The organism is Xanthomonas sp. NCPPB 2922 (assembly GCF_041520885.1).
In the GTDB taxonomy this organism is placed as follows: domain Bacteria; phylum Pseudomonadota; class Gammaproteobacteria; order Xanthomonadales; family Xanthomonadaceae; genus Xanthomonas; species Xanthomonas campestris.
Map to the genome: position 1 here is coordinate 118637 of NZ_JBGOFY010000011.1, position 20454 is coordinate 139090.

At 66.5% G+C, this 20454-nt stretch carries 19 protein-coding genes; 15 read left to right on the forward strand and 4 right to left on the reverse strand.

What is annotated here, in order from left to right; all coding sequences use genetic code 11:
• Window positions 1-71 precede the first annotated feature (71 nt).
• The 4 genes from ACD584_RS13640 (at window position 72) to ACD584_RS13655 (ending at window position 3837) form a co-directional block, all read left to right on the forward strand.
• Complete coding sequence (locus ACD584_RS13640; RefSeq protein ID WP_175611651.1) at window positions 72-1430, forward strand: cytochrome P450; 1359 nt, start codon at window positions 72-74, stop codon at window positions 1428-1430.
• A 113-nt stretch (window positions 1431-1543) separates the two neighbouring features.
• Complete coding sequence (locus ACD584_RS13645) at window positions 1544-2122, forward strand: DUF4142 domain-containing protein (RefSeq protein WP_175611652.1); 579 nt, start codon at window positions 1544-1546, stop codon at window positions 2120-2122.
• Between the two features lie 3 nt (window positions 2123-2125).
• The gene (locus ACD584_RS13650) at window positions 2126-2671 is read left to right on the forward strand and encodes a hypothetical protein (protein ID WP_076036928.1); all 546 of its coding nucleotides are present in this window, start codon (window positions 2126-2128) and stop codon (window positions 2669-2671) included.
• Window positions 2668-3837: a zinc-dependent alcohol dehydrogenase gene (locus tag ACD584_RS13655; protein WP_076036929.1), complete on the forward strand. Its 1170-nt coding sequence runs from the start codon at window positions 2668-2670 to the stop codon at window positions 3835-3837. The genes ACD584_RS13650 and ACD584_RS13655 overlap by 4 nt, the downstream gene beginning before the upstream one ends.
• A gap of 61 nt (window positions 3838-3898) precedes the next feature.
• Here the strand turns inward: ACD584_RS13655 and ACD584_RS13660 are convergent, their stop codons facing one another.
• Entirely contained in the window at window positions 3899-4669 is a 771-nt protein-coding gene (locus tag ACD584_RS13660) for an OBAP family protein (protein WP_175611849.1), read from the reverse strand.
• A gap of 143 nt (window positions 4670-4812) precedes the next feature.
• Between ACD584_RS13660 and xth the strand changes: the two genes are divergently transcribed.
• Window positions 4813-5883 carry an exodeoxyribonuclease III gene (gene xth, locus ACD584_RS13665; protein ID WP_076037862.1) on the forward strand — a complete coding sequence of 357 codons (1071 nt, stop codon included), beginning with the start codon at window positions 4813-4815 and terminating at the stop codon, window positions 5881-5883.
• On the opposite strand, the gene ACD584_RS13670 is transcribed toward xth, so the two are convergent.
• Entirely contained in the window at window positions 5880-6155 is a 276-nt protein-coding gene (locus ACD584_RS13670; protein ID WP_042599066.1) for a hypothetical protein, read from the reverse strand. The genes xth and ACD584_RS13670 overlap by 4 nt on opposite strands.
• Before the next feature lie 171 nt (window positions 6156-6326).
• On the opposite strand from ACD584_RS13670, the gene ACD584_RS13675 reads away from it, so the two are divergent.
• From ACD584_RS13675 to ACD584_RS13685, 3 genes are read left to right on the forward strand one after another with little or no spacing between them, the layout of a single operon-like run.
• Window positions 6327-7577, forward strand: coding sequence for a molybdopterin molybdotransferase MoeA (locus tag ACD584_RS13675; RefSeq protein ID WP_076036931.1), 1251 nt, complete (start codon window positions 6327-6329; stop codon window positions 7575-7577).
• A 46-nt stretch (window positions 7578-7623) separates the two neighbouring features.
• Window positions 7624-8202: a molybdenum cofactor guanylyltransferase gene (locus ACD584_RS13680; protein ID WP_076036932.1), complete on the forward strand. Its 579-nt coding sequence runs from the start codon at window positions 7624-7626 to the stop codon at window positions 8200-8202.
• Window positions 8186-8548, forward strand: a complete 363-nt coding sequence (locus tag ACD584_RS13685) for a hypothetical protein (RefSeq protein ID WP_076036933.1) — start codon at window positions 8186-8188, stop codon at window positions 8546-8548. Before ACD584_RS13680 ends, ACD584_RS13685 begins: the two co-directional genes overlap by 17 nt.
• 24 nt (window positions 8549-8572) lie before the next feature.
• Here the strand turns inward: ACD584_RS13685 and ACD584_RS13690 are convergent, their stop codons facing one another.
• Window positions 8573-9571 (reverse strand): NAD(P)-dependent oxidoreductase, encoded by a 999-nt coding sequence (locus ACD584_RS13690; protein WP_076036934.1) that lies wholly within the window; start codon window positions 9569-9571, stop codon window positions 8573-8575.
• An 84-nt stretch (window positions 9572-9655) separates the two neighbouring features.
• Here ACD584_RS13690 and ACD584_RS13695 point away from each other — a divergent pair, with 84 nt between their 5' ends.
• The 7 genes from ACD584_RS13695 (at window position 9656) to cobA (ending at window position 19292) form a co-directional block, all read left to right on the forward strand.
• A complete protein-coding gene (locus ACD584_RS13695) occupies window positions 9656-10228 on the forward strand; it encodes an ANTAR domain-containing response regulator (RefSeq protein WP_076036935.1) in 573 nt (190 codons plus the stop codon).
• A 4-nt stretch (window positions 10229-10232) separates the two neighbouring features.
• Complete coding sequence (locus tag ACD584_RS13700) at window positions 10233-11303, forward strand: CmpA/NrtA family ABC transporter substrate-binding protein (RefSeq protein WP_070693015.1); 1071 nt, start codon at window positions 10233-10235, stop codon at window positions 11301-11303.
• 373 nt (window positions 11304-11676) lie between these two features.
• Complete coding sequence (locus ACD584_RS13705) at window positions 11677-12846, forward strand: NarK/NasA family nitrate transporter (protein WP_175611850.1); 1170 nt, start codon at window positions 11677-11679, stop codon at window positions 12844-12846.
• Window positions 12847-12904: 58 nt separating this feature from the next.
• Complete coding sequence (gene nirB, locus ACD584_RS13710; RefSeq protein ID WP_254843740.1) at window positions 12905-15322, forward strand: nitrite reductase large subunit NirB; 2418 nt, start codon at window positions 12905-12907, stop codon at window positions 15320-15322.
• Complete coding sequence (nirD, locus tag ACD584_RS13715; protein WP_175611653.1) at window positions 15319-15684, forward strand: nitrite reductase small subunit NirD; 366 nt, start codon at window positions 15319-15321, stop codon at window positions 15682-15684. The genes nirB and nirD overlap by 4 nt, the downstream gene beginning before the upstream one ends.
• The gene (locus tag ACD584_RS13720) at window positions 15681-18479 is read left to right on the forward strand and encodes a nitrate reductase (RefSeq protein WP_175611654.1); all 2799 of its coding nucleotides are present in this window, start codon (window positions 15681-15683) and stop codon (window positions 18477-18479) included. The genes nirD and ACD584_RS13720 overlap by 4 nt, the downstream gene beginning before the upstream one ends.
• 66 nt (window positions 18480-18545) lie before the next feature.
• Window positions 18546-19292 carry a uroporphyrinogen-III C-methyltransferase gene (cobA, locus tag ACD584_RS13725; protein WP_175611851.1) on the forward strand — a complete coding sequence of 249 codons (747 nt, stop codon included), beginning with the start codon at window positions 18546-18548 and terminating at the stop codon, window positions 19290-19292.
• Between the two features lie 33 nt (window positions 19293-19325).
• Here the strand turns inward: cobA and ACD584_RS13730 are convergent, their stop codons facing one another.
• On the reverse strand, window positions 19326-20411 hold the full coding sequence (locus tag ACD584_RS13730; RefSeq protein WP_076036939.1) for an acyltransferase: 1086 nt from the start codon (window positions 20409-20411) through the stop codon (window positions 19326-19328).
• Window positions 20412-20454 lie beyond the last annotated feature (43 nt).

Genomic DNA, 20454 nt, shown 5'->3' on the forward strand with positions numbered 1-20454 from the left:
TGCGATTCACGTGCTGCTGCGTGCACCGAGCTCAGCGTGCCAGGCATCACCGTAACAAGAGCAGACCAGCAATGACGATGCACGCGTCGACCACCGACCATGTTAGGCACGCACCGCAGCGTCTGCGCGATGACGCTGCGGACGCGACAGCGCAGACCCAAGGACGGATTGCACAGGCACCGCAGCGCGATGTGCTCCCGGCCTTGCTGCGAGACGGCTATGCCTTTGTGTCCAGACACTGCGAGGCGCTGGGCAGCGATGCTTTTCAGGCACGTCTGGCGCTGCAACAAGTGGTGTTCGCGCGCGGGCCGGATGCACTCGCCACCTTCTATCACCCAGGCCGCTTCACCCGCGTTGGCGCGATGCCGCCGACCACGCTGCGCTTGTTGCAGGGACGCGGCAGCGTGCAGCAGCTCGATGGCGATGCGCACCTGCAGCGCAAGCGCCTGTTTCTGTCGGTGCTGACACCTGCCGAAACCTCGCGGCTGGTTGCGTGCTTCGAGGAGGAGTGGAGCCGGCAGGCAGACACCTGGGCGCGTAGCGCACAGATCATCTTGCAGCAGGAAGCCGAACACGTGCTCTGCCGCGCCGCGTGCCGATGGGCGGGGCTGCCTCTGCGCGCGCAACAGAGCAGGCCACTTGCACGCGACCTGGGTGCAATGATCGATGGCGCAGGGGCGTTCGGGCTGCGTTGGGTGCGCGGATGGCGTGGCCGTCGCCGCGTGGAGCGTTGGGTGGCGCGTGCGGTTCGCAATGTGCGGCGTGCCGGGACAGCGCCCGAGGCCAGCATCGCAGCCACGGTGGCCTGGCATCGCGATGCGGACGGCGTGCTGTTGAGCGTGCCCACTGCGGTAACCGAGCTGATCAACCTGTTGCGCCCGATCGTGGCCGTGGCGCGCTGGATCAGCTTCTGCGCGCTTGCCCTGCATGAGCATCCGCCGCTGCGCCCGCGCCTGCGCGCCGGTGAGCCAGGTCTGTTGCAGAACACTGTGCAGGAAGTGCGCCGCTTCTATCCTTTTTTCCCGCTGATTGGCGGGCGGGTGCGCATGCCGTTCGTCTGGCGAGATCGGCATTTCAAGCAGGGCGACTGGATGATGGTGGATCTGTATGGCACCAATCATCATCCTGCGGTCTGGCGCGATCCCGAGCGCTTCGATCCCTCGCGCTTCGAGCACTGGACAGGCAGCCGCTACGACTTCGTGGCGCACGGCGGCGGCAGTGTCGAACGCGACCATCGCTGCCCCGGGGAAAACCCGAGCATCGCACTGCTGATGTCTGCGCTCAGCCTGCTGGCATCCAGCGATTACACGTTACCGCCGCAGGATCTGCGCTACCCATTGAATCGTTTTCCAACGCTGCCGCGCAGCGGCGTGGTGCTACGCGATTTTATTCCGCCGGTGTCGGTAGGCGGCGTTGTCCAGAGTGCGTGAGGGGGTGTTGCGCCGCAACAGCCTTTCTTCGCCATGTCTCGACATGCGCTCGACGAGCGAGTCACGCCGCGCGGGCCAGCATCCTTGCACCACATCCCTTTGGAGAACTGCCCATGAAAACTGCATCCCCACTCCTGGCCGGCCTGGCATTGTCGCTTGGACTTGCGATGAGCGCGCAGGCACAGACCGCTACCCAGCCCGGCAGTAACACGGCACCTAAAAGTGCAGCCACCGCCGCGCCCAGCGAAGACGAGCAGGAAGCACTAGGGATGCTCAGCGCGATCAATACCAGTGAGATCAACGCGGCCAATCTGGCGCTGCAGAAGCAGGCCACCGGCGGGGTGCGTGATTACGCCACGCGCATGATCAAGGAGCACACCGAGAACAACCAGAAGATCGCCAAGTGGTCGCCGGATACCTCAGCGATGGGTGCCAAGCTGCAGATGACCAAGGGCAAGGCAGAGCTGAGCAAGCTGCAAAAGCTCGAGGGCGATCAATTCCAGGCCGCCTACATCAAGGCGATGGTCAAGGACCACACCGAGGCACTGGAAGCACTCGACAAGAAGCTGATCCCGGCAGCGCAAAACCCGCAGGTGGCCGAGCACCTGAAGACCACGCGCCATCACGTGGCCGACCATCTCGCCGCCGCCAAGGCCCTGCAAACCACCACCAAGAATGCCGGGGTGCAGTAAGCCATGAGCCTGACCCCGACCAACCCAGTGGCCGCCGATGCGCAGGGCACACACATCGTGCGCAGCATGACCATCCGCGCCGAGCCGCATCAGATCCTGGATGCGTGGTGCGATGCCACGGTGCAGCAGCGCTTGCTCGAGGGCGCCGCCGTGTTGGTCGATGGGGACGGCCATGCGTCCGAATGGGAATTGCGCGCGCCGCTACAGCAACAGTTGCGCGTGCAGCTGCGCCGCGCCGAGGCGCGATTGGGGGAATCGGTGCGCTACATCGCCGAGGGCGAGCATGGCCTGCAAGTCGATGTCCTGCTGCAGGTGCAGCCCGCACGTGGGCGTGACGCCAGCGAGGTCACCGCCACGCTGCATTACGCGGTGGAGGGCGTGATCGCGCAGCTGTTTACCAAGCTGGTGATCCCAGCGCCCTACGTGCTGCTGGGCAAGACATTGCGGCGGCTGCGCGCATGGCTGGAGGCAGGGGAGATTCCGACCCTGGCGCACACGCCCGCGGCACGTGGCGACAAACATTCCCAGGCAACAGGAGAACAGGTGTGAGAGCACTGTGCTGGAACGGCGTCAACGACCTGCGTGTGGAAACGGTGCCCGACCCGGTGCTGGTCAATCCACGCGATGTCATCCTGAAAGTGGGCTTGAGCACCACCTGCGGTTCGGATCTGCATTTCATCGACGGCTATCTGCCCACCATGCGCGAGGGCGATGTCATCGGCCATGAGTTCATGGGCACGGTGGTGGAAGTGGGTCCGGCAGTGAAGAACGTGCGGGTGGGGCAACGCGTGGTAGTGCCCTCGTTTATTTCGTGCGGCGGCTGCTGGCATTGCGAGCGCAAGGAATATTCCCTGTGCGACAACACCAACCCGCACTGGGAAATGCAGGAGCCGCTGCTGGGTCACCCCACCGCCGGTATTTACGGCTATACGCACGCCTTCGGCGGCTACGCCGGTTCGCATGCCACCTATATACGGGTGCCGCATGCCGACGTTGGCTGCTCCGAAGTGCCGGACGAGGTGTCCGATGAGGACGCCTTATTTTTGTCCGATGCCGGGCCGACCGGCTTCATGGGAGCGGACTTCTGCAACATCCAGCCGGGCGATACGGTGGCGGTGTGGGGCTGTGGCGGCGTCGGCCTGATGGCGCAGCAGAGTGCACGCATTCTCGGGGCAGAGCGGGTGATTGCGATCGATCGGCTGCCCGAGCGCCTGGCCATGGCGCGCGATGTGCTAGGTGTGGAGGTCATCGACTATTCGACTGTCGACAGCGTGGTGGATGTGCTGCGCGAAATGACCGGCGGGCGCGGGCCAGACGCCTGCATCGATGCAGTGGGCATGGAGGCCCATGGCACCGGCATGGGGCATGCCTATGACCGCGTGAAGCAGGCGCTGCATCTGCATACCGACCGCGGCCAGGCGTTGCGCGAGGCGATCCTGGCCTGCCGCAAGGGCGGCATCCTGTCCGTGCTGGGCGTGTATGGGCTGATGGATAAATTCCCGCTCGGCGCGGTCATGAACAAGGGGCTGACCGTGCGCACCGCGCAACAGCATGGGCAGTTGTATGTGCCCAGATTGCTGGACCTGGCCCGCGCAGGCCGGCTCAAATCGAGCTTCCTGATGACCCACAAGATGCCGCTGGAAGAGGCCGCACGCGGCTATGAGATGTTCAAGCACAAGCACGAAGGCTGCGTGCGCGCGGCGTTTGTTCCGTAAGTTGGTCAGTGATTGATGGCATTCCGTTGCCCCGCTGCAACTGCAGGCGGGGCACTCGTGTTTACTGCGCAGTTGCCTCGGCATCCACCACGCCCGGGATCGGCGTCGCTTCCGGGAAGTGTTGGTGCAAGGCGTCCACGCCGTGCTGCGGTTTCGCCAACTCGGTAAGGTCCTTGCGATCGGCGCGGCGCTCGGCCGTGGAAATGGTCGCCGCCTTGTCGCGTTGCTCGATCAACGGCTGCTGGATCTCGCCATCGCGACTGAACGACCACGCCAGCATCGGCTCGCCCAGCGGCAGCGTGTCGCTCGGTGCGGTGCCCTTGCGCGAATGCCAGGTGTGCCAGGTCTTGCCGTAGCTGTTCATCTTGCTGCGCATCAGTTCCTTTTCGGCAACCAGCGGCAGATTGGGTGCAGAGAGCTGGCCGGACAGGATCTCGCCATTGTGCGGATGCCAGAACGCGCGTTCCTGCGCGGGCAGTTGCGCAAACAGGCTTTCGGAGATGATGTACTCGATGCCGGTGAGATTGGCCTCGGCCGTATTGCCATCGTAGAGCGCACACTGCACCAGATCCTGGTTGACCTGGTGGCAGTAGTGATGCGCTTCCATCTGTTGCTCCGGCGCATCCTTCATTGGATGAAAGCCAACCAGGTAGATATCGAGTTTGCCCACCGGTCCATTGGATTGCAGCACCTTGGCGCCGGCTTCGAGGACATTGGTCTTGGTGGTTTCTTCCGCGCCCGGCGGTGTGACCGGCGGTGGAATGCGCGAGCACGCGGCGCATAACGCCAGCGGCAGCAACAAGAGGGACGGTCGCATGCGGTCTCCTTCGATACAGGGGTTGCCAAGGCTAAGGATGCGAGGGGTTCGCTGCGCGTGAGTGCGCATCGGTGCACACGCGCAGCTTCACCTCGCTTGAGCATCGGGTTAATGCGTTAGACGCGATGCTCTTGATCCACGCCAGCGGCCGCCCGCCCATGCCCACCACTCAACGTACGATTGCGACCTACAACGTCAATGGCATCGCCAGCCGCCTGCCGCACCTGCTGCAATGGCTGCAACGCGAGCAGCCGGATATCGTGGGGCTGCAGGAATTGAAATCCACGCAGGAGGCATTTCCGGAACAGGCGATCCGCGATGCGGGCTACGGGGTGATCTGGCAGGGCCAGCGGTCGTGGAACGGCGTGGCACTGCTGGCACGCGGCGCCGAGCCGGTAGAGATCCGGCGCGGCCTGCCGTGGGATCCGGCGGACACGCAGAGCCGCTATCTGGAGGCCGCCATCCACGGGGTGATCGTGGGTTGCCTGTATCTACCGAATGGCAACCCGCAACCCGGGCCGAAGTTCGACTACAAATTGAAGTGGTTCCAGCGCCTGCTCCGGCATGCGGCCACGCTGGTGGCGCTGCCACATCCGGTTGCGTTGATCGGCGACTTCAATGTGGTGCCTACCGATGCGCACATCTACGACCCAAAGGGGTGGCGCAAGGACGCATTGCTGCAGCCGGAGAGCCGCGCCGCGTACGCGCAGTTGCTGGCGCAGGGCTGGACCGACAGCCTGCAGGCCATCCACGGCGATGCACCGGTCTACACGTTCTGGGACTACTTTCGTCAGCACTTCGCGCGTGACCGCGGGCTGCGCATCGATCATCTCTTGCTCAACCGCACGTTGGCGGAGGGGCTACGCGATGCCGGGGTGGACAAGTGGGTGCGTGCGCTGGAGAAGGCCAGCGATCATGCGCCGACCTGGATCACGGTGGATGTGCCAGATACCGATGCAGTGCCAGCAGCTGCGGCCGGGCCTGCACGCAAGCGCCCCAACGTGAAGGAGGCTGCGGCAAATGCGGGCGAGAAGAAGCCGTCTGCGACGAAGAAGGCAGTAAAGAACGCAGCGAAGACCACTGCGGTCACCAAGACAGCTGCAAGGAAGTGTGCCACCAAGAAGACAACAGCCAAAAAGGCATCGGCAAACACCGCATCGGCTGCACCTACAGGCAGGAAGGCAACACCCACGACGACGCGTAAGACCAGCAAACGCCCCACGTCTTAAGCGCGACCACCCAGCCGCTTCAACTTGATCCGCTGCAACACATAGCCGGTGATGCCGGTCGCCAGAATCAATGCATTGCTCACGATAAACACCGCATTGCCAACCAGCGCGCTGTAGAGAATAAACAGCAGCGAGGCGGTGATCTGCCCGATGAAGAGCCAGCGCGATACGCCCTGGATCTGGTCCGACCGCCATTGTTTGTAGATCTGGCGGATGAGGGTGGCAATGAGGACAGCGCTGGCGAGCCAGCCGACGAGATCGACAAATTGCATGCGCGAAGCGAGTGAGGGGATGCGGCAACTGTGCCGGTGCGGATGTGGGCGGGGCGTTCGAGCAGGGTCAAGCACACGTGGCATTGCGCGGCCCCCGTGGCTACGCGGTACCCGGCATGCGAGCGGCCGGGTATCCTAGCCAGGTCATCCATCGATCGGCCCTTTCTGCTCATGATCAGCTACGCCGAGGCCCTTGCTATTGTGCAGCAGCAGGTGGCACCGCTTTCGGGCGAATGGGTGAGCAGTACAGAGGCCGAAGGCCGCATCCTGGCGCAGCACGTGTCGAGCCCAGATGCATTGCCGCCATTCGACAACAGCGCGATGGATGGCGTGGCACTGGCCACCGCCGGCAACGGTGCGCGCGCCGGCAGCGACTATGTGATTGCCGGGACAATCGCTGCCGGCGAAGCGCCTGCGATTGCTGACGGTGCTGCGTGGGAAATCATGACCGGTGCGGCATTGCCTACGGGTGCCGATGCCGTGGTGCCGAGCGAGCAACTCGAGATCCTGGCACAGGATGCCGAGCGCCCCAGCCTGATCCGCCTACGCGCGGACGTGCGTGCCGGGCAGCACATCCGCCGCCGCGGCGAGGACGTGGCGGTCCACGACCGCGTGATCGAAGCCGGCACGCTGTTGCGTGGCGCGCATGCGATGGTGCTGGCCGCGCTGGGCTGCGCGCGCGTGCCAGTGATGCGCCAACCGCGCGTGGCGCTGATCGCCACCGGACGCGAGCTGGTGACCGACCCGGAGCAGCCCTTGTTGCCCGGGCAGATTCGCGATGGCACCAGCCACTATCTGCTCAGCCAGTTACGTGCGGCCGGCGCGCGGGTGGTGTGGCAGGCCCAGGTGGGCGATGACGCAGTGGCCTTCGATGCGGTGCTGGCACAGGCGCGCCAGGAGGGCGCGGATGTGATCCTGAGCACCGGCGCGGTGTCGCGCGGGCGCTACGACTTTGTTCCCGATGCGCTGGCCCGGCACAACGCACAACGTCTGTTCCACAAGGTGGCGGTGCGGCCGGGCAAGCCGGTGCTGCTGGCACGCCTGCCGGATGGCGTGCTGTATGTGGGGCTGCCCGGTAACCCAATGGCGAGCGCGGCAGGACTACGCTTTTTTGTCGAGCCCGCATTGCGAGGCTTGCTTGGCATGCCGCACGAACACGGCCTGCCAGTTGCCTTGCACACACCGCTGCCGGCGCGGCCGGTATGGCGCCAGCATCTGCGTGCGCAACTGACCTGCTCGACCGCTGGCGTGCTCAGCGTGCAGGTGTTGCCGCAGCAGGAATCCTTTCGCGTGGCGCCGTTGCTGCAGGCCAATGTCTGGGCAGTGGTGGAGCCGCAGCCGGACGGTGCTGCACCCAGCACGGTGGCGCAGGTGTACGGCCTGGGCCATCTGCAACCAGCTGCGCCGGTATTGGTGCCATGAAGGTCTTTGAGCAATCTGCGCAATGGCCTGCAACGGGCACGCCTGCATGACAACCACACCCGCAGTCATCGCATGGACCGGTGTGGTGTTGGCGGGCGGGCGTTCCTCGCGCATGGGCCAGGACAAGGCGCTGTTGCCGTGGCATGGCCGCCCATTGCTTGCGCAGATGCAGGCGTTGCTGCTGCAAGCCGGCGCGCAGCAGGTGCTGGTCAGCGGCAACTACCCGCAGTTTGCCGGCATTGCCGATGCCCGGGCCGACCTCGGGCCGCTGGGCGGCCTGGCCAGCGTGATCGATCGCGTTGCCGATGGCACCACCGTGCTGGTGGTGCCGGTCGACATGCCGTTGCTGTCTGGTGCACTGCTGGCACGCCTGTTGGCACCGCCGGATGCACGCTGCGCGACCTTCGAAGACGAGATGCTGCCGATGCGCGTGCAGGTGGATGCGCAGCTCCGCGCCACCCTGGCGCAGTTGCTGGAGGCGCCGGCAGCGTCACGTTCGCTGCGCGCCTTGCAGCAATCACTGCAGTGCCATCGCGTGGCCGTCACCGCCACAGAACGTGCCGCGTTCGTCAATTGCAATACGCCCGCGCAATGGACTCAGCTCATCCATGAAAATCCAGATTGAAGGTCAGCACCTGCGGTTCCGTATCGACGAGGCCGAACTGGCCGCGTTGCTGGATGGGCGCAGCATCGACAACCTGAGCCGGCTGCCAAGCGGGCAGGGCGCGCGATTGGTGCGCCATAGCGTCAGCCTCACCGGCGGGCACGCCAGCTGCAATTGCGCCACCGACCACTGGCAGCTGTCGCTCCCGCGCGATGCGCTGGAAGAGCATGCGCGGCGCTTGCCCAGCCGCGATGGGCTGACCTTCACCTTCGATGCGGGCGCCGGGCATGCCGAACACATGACCTTGCAGGTGACCTTCGATGTGGACGTGCGCGACAGTGCGCGCAAGCGCTTGTCCAAGAGCTGACGCGGTAACACCGCTGCCGCGCAGTCAGTCGCCGCTTGGCGGCTCCGCAACCACGCCCGGCACCTGGTCGCAGGCCAGCCCCTGCACCTGCAGCGCATCGGCGATGCGCTGCGCGTGCGCCGCCTGGAATCCCGCACCGCCGCGCAGCGCAACCACATGCAGGCCGTCGCCAGCCAGCTGTAGCAACAGGGCCTGCTGCTCGGCCACATCGGCTGGCAATACGCGGCGTGATGCATCGCGCCGTGCCAGTTCCACCACCGCCTCCGGCACGTCGTGCGCCACCAGCAGCACATCGGCCAGGTTCATTGCGCGCAGCGCCTTGAGCGTGAGCAGGCCGGGATCGCCCGGGCCGGTGCCGACCAATTGCACACTGCCACGCGCGGGAACCGCGTCGGCATCCTCCAGCGCCTGGCGAAAGGCCGCATCGGCGGCGGCGGTGTCGCCGCCTTGCAGGAGCAGCGGCACCGGCCCATCGATCACGCGATCGAACCAGCGGCGGCGGCGATTCATGTCCGGGAACTGGCTGCGAATGCGCTCGCGGTAGTGCGCGAACAGGCCGGCAAAAGTGCCCACAGAGGCATCGAGCTCACGTTCCAGCCGCTCACGCAGCCGTCGTGCCAGCATCGGTGCGGCGCCTGCGGAGGAGATCGCAATCACCAACGGGTCGCGGTCGACGATGGCCGGTACTTGATACGTGGACAGCTCCGCATCGTCGACCACGTTGACCAGCCGCTGGCGCGCACCCGCGGCGGCGGCCACTTGCTGGTTCAACGCAGTGTCGTCGGTGGCGGCCACCACCAGCCACACGTCATCGATCCACGCGGCGTCGAAATTGCCGCGCAGCTGTTCAAAACGCCCGGCCTGCATCAACACCTCCAGTTCCGGCGACAGCGCGTGCGCGTACAGCCGGATATGGGCGCCGGCCTTGAGCAGGGCCAGTACCTTGCGGGTGGCGACCTCGCCACCGCCGATCACCAGCACTGCGCGTGCCTGCAGGTTTGCGAACAACGGGAACAACGGCATCAGGCTGGCTCCGGAAAAAGATGGCTCGCACCGGCAGCATGTTGCATGGCACCATCGGGCCACGTCCACGCCTCGCCGCCGCCAATGCGTGTTTTGCTGGTCAACGATACCGAAAAGCCCATTGGCGAACTGCGCCAGGCCTTGTCGCGCGCCGGGTATACGGTGCTCGACGATGTGGCATCGGTCAGCGCCTTGCTGCACGCGGTGCAGAGCCAGCAGCCGGATGTGGTGGTGATCGATGTGGATTCGCCCTCGCGCGACACGCTGGAACAGTTGTCGATGCTGCATGCGCATGCACCGCGGCCGGTGGTGATGTTTTCCGGCGATGGCGACGATGCGTTGATCCATGCCGCCGTCGGCGCGGGTGTTACCGCCTACGTGGTGGATGGGCTGGCGCCGGCGCGGCTGGCGCCGATCGTGCAGGTGGCGCTGGCCCGGTTCGCGCACGAAAACAGCATGCGCAAACGTCTGGACGAAGTGCAGCAGGCCTTGCAGGACCGCAAGCAGATCGACCGCGCCAAGGGCTTGCTGATGGAAAAACGCGGACTGAGCGAAGCCGATGCGTACGCCGCGCTGCGCCAGCAGGCGATGAAGCAGGGCGTCAAGCTACCGGAGGTGGCGCGCCGCATCGTCGCCATGGCCGATCTGTTGGGATGACTACATGAGCCAAGCCGAACTTCCCGTGCTGCGCGTGGCCTATATGCCGCTGATCGACTGCGCGCCGCTGGTGGCGGCCAGCCGGCTGGGGTTGGACCACGCGTACGGCCTGCAGCTGCAGTTGCACCGGCAGGCGTCGTGGGCCGGCGTGCGCGACCGCCTGCTGGCCGGCGAAGTGGACGCTGCCCACACGCTGGCCAGCCTGGTGTATGCAATCGACCTGGGCGTTGGTGGCCCGCAATGCCCGATGGCATTGTTGATGACGCTCAACCACAACGGCCAGGCGATCACCCTGGCCCCGGCGCTGGCACAGGCCGTGGCGGCGGGGCAACCGTTGCCGCAGGTGTTGGCTGAAGCGGGCCGCCGGGTGGTGTTCGCGCAGACCTTTCCCACCGGCACGCACGCGCTGTGGCTGTACTACTGGTTGGCTGCCTGCGGCGTGGACCCGATGCGCGATGTGGATGTAGTGAGCATCCCGCCACCGCAGATGCCCGAGGCGCTGGCCAGCGGGTTGGTGGACGGCTACTGCTCCGGCGAGCCGTGGGCCGCCGTGGCCGAAGCGCAGGGCAGCGGGCAGCGGGTGATCCGCAGCGGCGAGCTCTGGCCCGAGCATCCAGAAAAAGTGCTGGCGTGCCGGCGCGAGTTCGCCGCGCTGCAGCCGGAACTGAGCGAACGCCTGACCGCCTGCGTGCTGGAAGCGTGCCGCTGGCTGGATGCGGCGCCCGCCAATCGTGCGCAGTGCGCACAGTGGCTGGCCGATCCTGACTACATCGGCGTGCCGGCCGCACATCTGGCCGCATGCCTGGATGCCGACGCGGCCACGGTGTCGGTGGACCCCGGTGCGCTGGCCTTCCATCGCGGTGGCGCGGTGAACATGCCGTGGCTGTCGGATGGCGAGTGGTTCCTGGAACAATTCCAGCGTTGGGGCTGGCACACGCTGCAAGCGGCCGACCTCGCGCGCCTGCACGACATCCATCGTTTGGACAACTACCGCCGCGCTGCACAGCGTGCCGGCGTCACCGCGCCCGACGCGGACAGGCGCATCAACCGCCTGTTCGATACGCCGGCCGCCTGAGCGCGCAGCGGGGCCGCGACGCACACAGTTGGTGCATCGCCGCACGAAAGCCGGGCATTGGCTCCGCAGTGGCTCGTGGTCCCGCTGGCATGGCGTGTACTGCGAGGCCGCTGAAATACCTACTTTTCAAGTACTTGCACGCGGTGATCGCGAAGTGAAAAAGTTGGCACGTTGATTGCGTAGCACCACGTGTGGGTGCAACGGCGCACTCGCCACAACACGAACACGATGCAGCGGGTCAACGGCGATCCGCGCGCATCCAGGACAACGGCGTCCTTCCGGTTTACCGGAGGGGCGCCGTTTTTTTTTGGCCATCGCATTCGGAGATGCCTCTATGCAGCGTTCGTTCTGGCGATCTGGGCACACGCCCACCTTGTTCGCATCCTTCCTGTATTTCGACCTGAGTTTCATGGTGTGGTACCTGCTCGGTCCGCTGCAGGTGCCGATCGCGCAGGCGCTGGGACTGGACACGCAACAGCGCGCCTTGATGGTGGCGGTGCCCATCCTGTGCGGCGCGGTGTTGCGCCTGGTGCTGGGCATGCTGGCCGACCGTATCGGCGCCAAGCGCGCCGGCGTGGTGGCGCAGTTGGCGGTGATCGCCTCGTTGTTTGGTGCCTGGCAACTCGGCGTGCACAGCATGGGCCAGGTGCTGCTGCTGGGCGTGCTGCTCGGCATTGCCGGCGCCTCGTTTGCTGTGGCGCTGCCGCTGGCATCGCGCTGGTACCCGCCGGAACACCAGGGCACGGCGATGGGCATTGCCGGCGCCGGCAACTCCGGCACGGTGCTGGCGGCCTTGTTCGCGCCGATGCTGGCGCTGGCATTCGGCTACCAGAACGTGTTCGGGCTGGCGTGCATTCCGCTGGTGCTGACGCTGCTCGTGTTTGTGTTGATTGCCCGCGAAGCGCCCATACCGGTTGCGCGCAAGCACTGGGCCGATTACGGCCGCGTGCTGGTTGGCAATCGCGACGCATGGCGCTTCATGTTTTTTTACTCAGTGACCTTTGGCGGCTTCTCCGGATTTGCCAGCGCGTTGCCGGGTTACTTCCACGACCAGTTCGGTTTCGATGCGCGCACCGCGGGCTGGGCCACGGCCGCCTGCGTGCTGGCCGGCTCGGTGATGCGTCCGCTCGGTGGTGTCATCGCCGACCGCGTTGGCGGCACGCGCGCCTTGCTGGCGGTGTATCTGCTGGTCGCTACCTTGGTCGGCATCGCCGGCTTCGGCGCAGGTGGCGCCACGATCACCTTGGGGCTGTTCGTGCTCACGCTGCTGTGTCTGGGCGCTGGCAATGGCGCGGTGTTCCAGCTGGTGCCGCAGCGCTTCGGCCAGGACATCGGGGTGATGACCGGCCTGATCGGCATGGCCGGCGGCATTGGCGGCTTTGCATTGGCCGCGGGGCTGGGCGTGCTCAAGCAGCACACCGGCAGCTATGCCATCGGCATGTGGTTGTTCGCGGCGTTCGCCCTGGGTGGCTGGGCGCTGCTGGCCGGCGTCAAGACCCAATGGCGCAGTGAATGGTCCACCGCCGGCGCGGCGCGCGTCTGACATGTCGACAGGAATCCAGGCAATGAAGCAACCCAGACTCGTCGTCATCGGCAACGGCATGGCCGGCATCCGCACCGTGGAGGAACTGCTCAAGCTGATGCCGGGCATGTACCACATCACCGTGTTCGGGGCCGAGCCGCATCCCAACTACAACCGCATCCTGCTCTCGCCGGTGTTGGCCGGCGAGCAGGAGTTCGACGACATCGTGCTCAACCCGCTGCAGTGGTACCGCGACAACGGCATCCATCTGCACTTGAACAAGAAAGTCGTGCGCATCGACCGCGTGCGTCGCCGCGTGATTGCGGCCGACGGCACCGAGGCCGAGTACGACCGGCTGCTGATCGCCACCGGCTCGGTGCCGTTCGTGCTGCCGATTCCCGGCAACGACCTGGAAGGGGTCATCGGCTACCGCGATATCCAGGACACGCGCACCATGATCGACACCGCGCGCACCCGCCAACACGCGGTGGTGATTGGTGGCGGCCTGCTGGGCCTGGAAGCGGCCAACGGGCTGAAAGTGCGCGGCATGGAGGTCACCGTGGTGCACCTGGCCGGCTGGTTGCTGGAACGCCAGCTCGACCCGGTGGCAGGCAACCTGCTGCAGCAGGCCTTGCGCGCACGCGGGCTGGAGTTCCGCCTGAACACCGCCACCAGCGCGCTGCTCGGCAACGCGCAGGGCGAGGTGATCGGGGTGCGGTTTGCCGATGGCAGCGAGATCCCGGCCGACCTGGTGGTGATGGCCGCCGGCATCCGCCCGAATACGCGCCTTGCCGAAGAGGCCGGCATCCATTGTTCGCGTGGCATCGTGGTCAACGACAGCCTGCAAAGCTTCGACCCGCGCGTGTATGCGGTGGGCGAGTGCGCCAACCATCGCGGCATTGCGTACGGACTGGTGGCGCCGTTGTTCGAGCAGGCCAAGGTGTGCGCGAACCATCTGGCGCAGTTCGGCATCGGCATCTATCGCGGTTCGGTGGCGTCGACCAAGCTCAAGGTCACCGGCATCGACCTGTTCTCTGCGGGCGATTTCATGGGCGGCGATGGCTGCGAGGAAATCGTGCTGTCGGATCCGGCCGGCGGCGTCTACAAGAAACTGGTGATCCGCGACGACGTGCTGGTGGGTGCGTGCCTGTATGGCGACACCAGCGATGGTGGCTGGTACTTCAAGTTGCTCAAGGACGGCACGCCGATCCAGGCGCAGCGCGACCAGTTGATCTTCGGTGAAAGCGCACTGGGCGATGCGGGCACCGGCGGCCAGGACCGCGCCAGCGCAATGTCCGACAGCGACGAAGTCTGCGGCTGCAATGGCGTGTGCAAGGGCACCATCGTCAAGGCAATCAGCGAGCAGGGCCTGTTCACCGTGGACGAGGTGAAGAAGCACACCAAGGCGGCCAGTTCGTGTGGCTCGTGCACCGGGCTGGTGGAGCAGATCCTGATGAACTGCCTGGGCTCCAACTTCCAGGAGACCCCGAAAACCAAGGCCGTTTGCGCCTGCACCGACCTGAGCCATGGCGAGGTGCGGCGTGCCATTCGCGAGCACAAACTGCTGACCCATGCGCAGGCCTACGCCTTCATGGAATGGCGCACACCCAACGGCTGTGCCACCTGCCGGCCGGCGATCAACTACTACATGTTGTCGACCTGGCCGCATGAAGCCATCGACGACCCGCAGTCGCGTTTCATCAACGAACGTGCGCACGCCAATATCCAGAAAGACGGCACGTTCTCGGTGATCCCGCAGATGAAGGGCGGGGTGACCAATGCCAGCGAACTGCGCAGGATCGCCGATGTCGCCGACAAATACGCGGTGCCGATGGTCAAGGTGACCGGCGGCCAGCGCATCGATCTGCTCGGGGTCAAGAAGGAAGACCTGGTGGATGTGTGGCGCGACCTGGGCATGCAGTCCGGGCATGCGTACGGCAAGTCGATCCGCACCGTAAAGACCTGCGTGGGCAGCGAGTTCTGCCGCTTCGGCACGCAGAACAGCACGCAGATGGGCATCGATCTGGAAACCATGCTCGCCAACATGTGGAGCCCGCACAAGGTGAAGCTGGCGGTGTCCGGCTGCCCGCGCAATTGCGCTGAATCCGGCATCAAGGACGTGGGCATCATCGCGGTGGATTCGGGCTGGGAATTACATGTTGGCGGTAATGGCGGCATCAAGACCGAGGTGGCGCGCTTCCTGGTCAAGGTGACCACCGCCGAAGAGGTGCGCGAATACACCGGCGCGTTTCTGCAGCTCTACCGCGAACAGGCCTATTACCTGGATCGCACCGTGCACTACATCGCGCGTGTGGGGCTGGACTACATCCGCGCGCAGGTGGTGGACGATGCCGCCAACCGGCGCGCGCTCTACGAGCGCCTGCTGTATTCGCTCGAAGGCCTGGTCGACCCGTGGAAGGCCCGCATTGCCGGCGAACGCCGCCAGGAATACCAACCGCTGCGCATTGCCGCGCCAGCCGCCACGGTGGAGCAATGAGCATGGCCGAGAACGCCTGGGTGCGTGTGTGTGCGATGCAGGACCTGCCCGAACTGGGTGCGCGCGTGCTCGACGTGGAGGGCCTGCCGCCGATTGCGATCTTCCGCACCGCCAGCGATCAGGTATTTGCCTTGCGCGACCGCTGCCCGCACAAGGGTGGGCCGTTGTCGCAGGGCATCGTCGCCGGAGAGACGGTGACGTGCCCGCTGCATGGTTGGGCGATCGCCTTGCAGAGCGGCCAGGCCTGCGCACCGGATGTGGGTTGCGCACCGCGCTATCCGGTGAAGGTGGAGGCCGGTGCGGTGTGGATCGTGCTGCAGCCGGTACTGCAGGCCGACGCCGTTGCCGAGCCGGCAGCATGAGCGATGGCCTGCTGACGGCGCTCGGTGGTGAGGCGCAGCCGCTTGCGTCCTCGCCGATGCATCGCACCACGCGCTCCACCTGCTGTTACTGCGGGGTTGGCTGCGGCGTGTTGATCCACAGCACGCACGATGACGCCGGCGAGCGCATCGTCGGCATCGAAGGTGACCCGCTGCATCCGGCCAATCACGGGCGCCTGTGCAGCAAGGGCCTGGCATTGCCGCAGACCGCGGCCAGCCAGCAGGGCCGCCTGCTGGCGCCGGAGTTGCGACGCCACCGCGACGCACCGCGCACGGCGGTGAGCTGGGACCAGGCCTTGAATCACGTCACCGGCAAACTGGCTGCAATCATCGACCAGCACGGCCCGGATGCAGTGGCGTTCTATGTCTCCGGGCAGCTACTGACCGAGGACTATTACGTCTTCAACAAGCTCGCCAAGGGGCTGTTGGGCACCAACAACATCGACACCAACTCGCGGCTGTGCATGTCCAGCGCGGTCACCGGCTACAAGCTCGCCCTCGGTGCCGATGGCCCGCCCACCTGCTACGAGGATCTGGAGCTGGCGCAGACGGTGCTGTTTGCCGGCAGCAACATGGCCTACGCGCATCCGGTGCTGTTCCGCCGGCTGGAAGACGCGCGCGCGCGCAACCCCGAGATTCGCTGGATCGTGATCGATCCCCGTCGTACCGACACCGCGGCCATGGCCGACCTGCACCTTGCCATCGAACCCGGCACTGACGTCGCATTGTTCAACGGCATGCTGCATCACCTGATCTGGGAGGGTCTGGTAGATGCGCGTTTCGTGGCGGCGCAGACCGAAGACTTCGATGCCCTCAAGCACATGCTGCGCGAATACACACCGCGCATGAGCGCCGAGATCTGCGGAATCTCGCACGAGGACCTGGTGCAGGCGGCCGAGTGGTTCGGGCGCAGCCCGGCCGCGTTGTCGCTGTATTGCATGGGCTTGAACCAGTCGGCGCATGGCACCGACAAGAACCTGGCGCTGATCAACCTGCACCTGGCCACCGGCCAGATCGGCAAGCCGGGCGCCGGGCCGTTTTCGTTGACCGGTCAGCCTAATGCGATGGGCGGGCGCGAAGTGGGCGGCATGGCAACGATGCTGGCCGCGCACCGCGAGATCGGCAATGCGCAGGAGCGCGCGGAAGTGGAGCGCGCCTGGGGCGTGCCGGCAGGGCGCATCAGCGCCACACCGGGCGCACCGGCGGTGCAATTGTTCGAGCGCCTGCGCGCGGGCACGCTCAAGGCGGTGTGGATCGTGTGCACCAACCCCGTGCATTCGATGCCCGATATCGATGGCGTGCGCGCGGCGCTGGAGCAGGCCGAACTGGTGATCGTGCAGGACGCGTTCTCCGGCACCGACACCGTGCCTTACGCCGATGTGTTGCTGCCGGCCGCCAGCTGGGGCGAGAAGGACGGCACCGTCACCAACTCCGAGCGCTGCATCACCCGCGTGCGCAAGGCGGTGGAGCCGCCCGGCCAGGCACGCGCGGACTGGTGGATCGCACGCGAGGTGGCACGCCGGCTGGAAGCGCGCCTGGCCCCGCAGGAGGGCGCAGGCCTGTTCGCGTTCGACACGCCGGCGCAGATCTTCGATGAGCACCGCGCGTTGACGGTAGGGCGCGACCTGGATATCGGCGGCCTGGATCATGCCGTGCTGGATGCACGCGGGCCGCAGCAGTGGCCATTCCCGGCGGGTGCCACGCAAGGCCAAGCGCGACGCTACACCGATGGCGTGTTTGCAACCCCCAACGGACGTGCGCGCTTCCATGCCACGCCGTACCGCAAGGTTGCCGAGCCCACCTCGGCACGCTTTCCGATGCGCTTGCTGACTGGCCGCTTGCGCGATCAGTGGCATGGCATGTCGCGCAGTGGTCGCGTGCCCGGTGCGTTTGCGCATAGCCCAGAACCGGCATTGCGCATGCATCCGGACGATGCCGTGCGCCGTGGCCTGCAAGCCGGCGAACTGGTGCGTGTGGCCAGCAAGCGCGGCGCGCTGGTGCTGCCGTTGGAACTGTCCGACGAGCTGCGTTCGGGCACGGTGTTTGCAGCCATGCACTGGAGCGCGCAGACGCTGGCCAGCGGCGGCATCAACGAAGTCAGCACGCCGGCCGTGGATACACGCTCGCAGCAGCCCGAGCTCAAGCACGCGGCCGTGCGCGTGGAAAAGGCCGCATTCGGTTGGCATCTGCTGGCGGCACGCCGCGGCGATGCGCTGGCCCTGCAGCAAGCCTTGCAGCCGTTGCTACGCGATTGCGGCTATGCCGGCCTGCGCCTGCATGCCGAGCCGGGCGGCGATGCCGGCGGGCAGTGGGCGGTGTTGCATGCGGCCTGCGAACGCGCGCCGTCAGCGGAGTGGATCGACCGGTTGGTGGCCGCGTTGCAGTTACCGGCCGGTGCCGACGTGCTCGAATACCGCGACCTGCGCCGCGGGCTGATGCGCCGGGTGGGCTGGCGGCTGCAGGACGGGCACAGCCATATCGATGGCGTGCTGCTCACTGCGGCGCAACCCAGCGCGGCCAATCAGTCGCTGCTGGACTCGGCCTTGCGCGGGCAGCCGTGGCGCGGCGCGCGCCTGGCCGTGTTTGCGCAGACCCAGGGTGCGCCGGCCGACCCGATCGTGTGTACCTGCATGCACGTCTCCAGCGCCGCGATTCATGCCGCCATCGACGACGGCGCCGACCTGGCGCAGCTCAAGCAACGGCTGGGTTGCGGCACCGTGTGTGGCTCCTGCGTTCCACAACTCACCCGGCTGTGCCGGCCGTCCCAGCGTGCCTGAGCGCGCGTTCCCTTCCTGCCTTGCGAGACCGCTGCCATGCTCAACTCGTCCTCCCGCTGTCGTGATGTGGTGTTGCTCTCCGCCGGCCCGGGCGACCTGGAACTGCTCACCGTCAAGGCGGTGAAGGCATTGGCCACCGCACAGGTATTGCTGCTCGACGATCTGGCCAACCCGCAGATCGTGGAGCTGGCACCGCAGGCGCGCGTGATCCGGGTGGGCAAGCGCGGTGGCTGCCGCTCCACGCCGCAGGACTTCATCTGCCGGCTGATGCGCCGCTACGCGCTGCAAGGCGTGCAGGTGGTGCGCGTCAAGGGCGGCGATGCCTTGTTGTTCGGGCGTGCGGGCGAAGAGATCGCCTTTCTGCGCGCCGCCGGGGTGGGCGTGCAGGTGATCAACGGGGTCAGCGCGGCGTTCGCGGCCGCGGCGGCGCTGGAGGTCTCGCTGACCCATCGCGCGCATTGCCACGGCATCACCTTCGTCACCGCGCATACGCACGACCACGGCGGGCCGAACTGGGGCGCGCTGGCGGCCAGCGGCACCACGTTGGGCATCTACATGGGGCTGCGCCGGGCCGACGCAGTGGCCAGTGCCTTGCTGGCGCATCTGCCGGCCAGTACACCGGCGGCCATCGTGCAGGCGGCCACGCGCGCCGAGCAGCAGCGCCGGCTCACCACGCTGGGCGAGCTGGGCCGCATTGCTGCCACGCTGCCGCCGGACCTGCCCACCCTGTTGCTGTTGGGTGGGGCAATGGCCGAAGCCAATGCCGCGTGCGATGACTCGCTTGGCCTGCTGCTGCAGCAGGCGGTGGGTTGACGCAGTGCGCCGCGTTGGGCTGCTGCACTGCTGTTAGCGGCGTGACAGCAACCGCCGTGCGTGGCGCAACACGGGGCGTTCGTAACACAGGTGGTAGGCCACGCCGAGCGTAATCGCCGCGGCTGCACTGAGCAGCAGGTTCACTTGCCAGGTCGCGGCGGGCCCAAGCCGCCGCGTGGCACGCGCCACCACCGACATCAGCGGCATGTGCATCAGATAGATCGCATAGGACGCATTGCCCAGCAGCACCAGCGCCGGCCCAACCTGGATCCAGCCGCGCCATTCGGCACGCACCAGCCCCACCAGCGCTGCGGCAATCGCCAGCCCGAGCAACGGCGAATGTGCACGCTGCAGGCCGCCCAGCACGAAGCACAGCAACGCCAGTGGCGCCAGCAGCGCACACACCAGCAGCGGCCAGCGCGCTGTGCTCAACACTGCGCGTGCGGCCAGCATGCCGAACACAAATTCCAGCGTGATCGGGTGGAGCAGCAGCGCACGCCAGGCCGGATCGATGGGTTGTTCGAACGGGGCGGCCCATGCGCCAGCGCCGCGCGTGTCGGCGGGCTGCAGTGCGGCGGCGTGCAGGAATGCGTTGTAGAGCAGGGTGAGCGCAGCCCAGGCCAGCGCGCAGCGCAAGGGGTGGCCACTGCGAAAAAACACCCACGCCAGTGCGTAGAACAGCAATTCGTAACTGAGCGTCCAGGCCACGCCGAGTGCTGACTGCCCGCCGACCGGCAGCAGCGTCAGCGTGGTGACCCATGACCAGTCCAGACCACCATCGTCCAGCGCCGGCAGCAGTGTGTAGATCAGCGCCAAAGCGATGCCCGCCGGCCAGTACGGCAGATAGATGCGGCTGAGCCGGCTGGTGACGTAGTCATGGCTCCAGCCGGGCAGCGCCGCGCTGGCGTGGTTGACGTAGTAGATGATGAAACCGGACAGCACAAAGAAGAAATCCACGCCCAGATAGCCATGCGCCATGGCTGCGGCCAGCCACGCCGGCACGGGTTCCACCAGGTGCGTAGTGGGCAGCAGCATGTGGCTGCCCACCACCATCAACGCGGCGAGCGCGCGCCCGGCCTGCAGCACGCGGATGGTGGAACGGGCGGGTACCGAGACCATGCGGGTGGCACTGCCACGCGCTCTGCGTGGCGGTGCTGCGGCT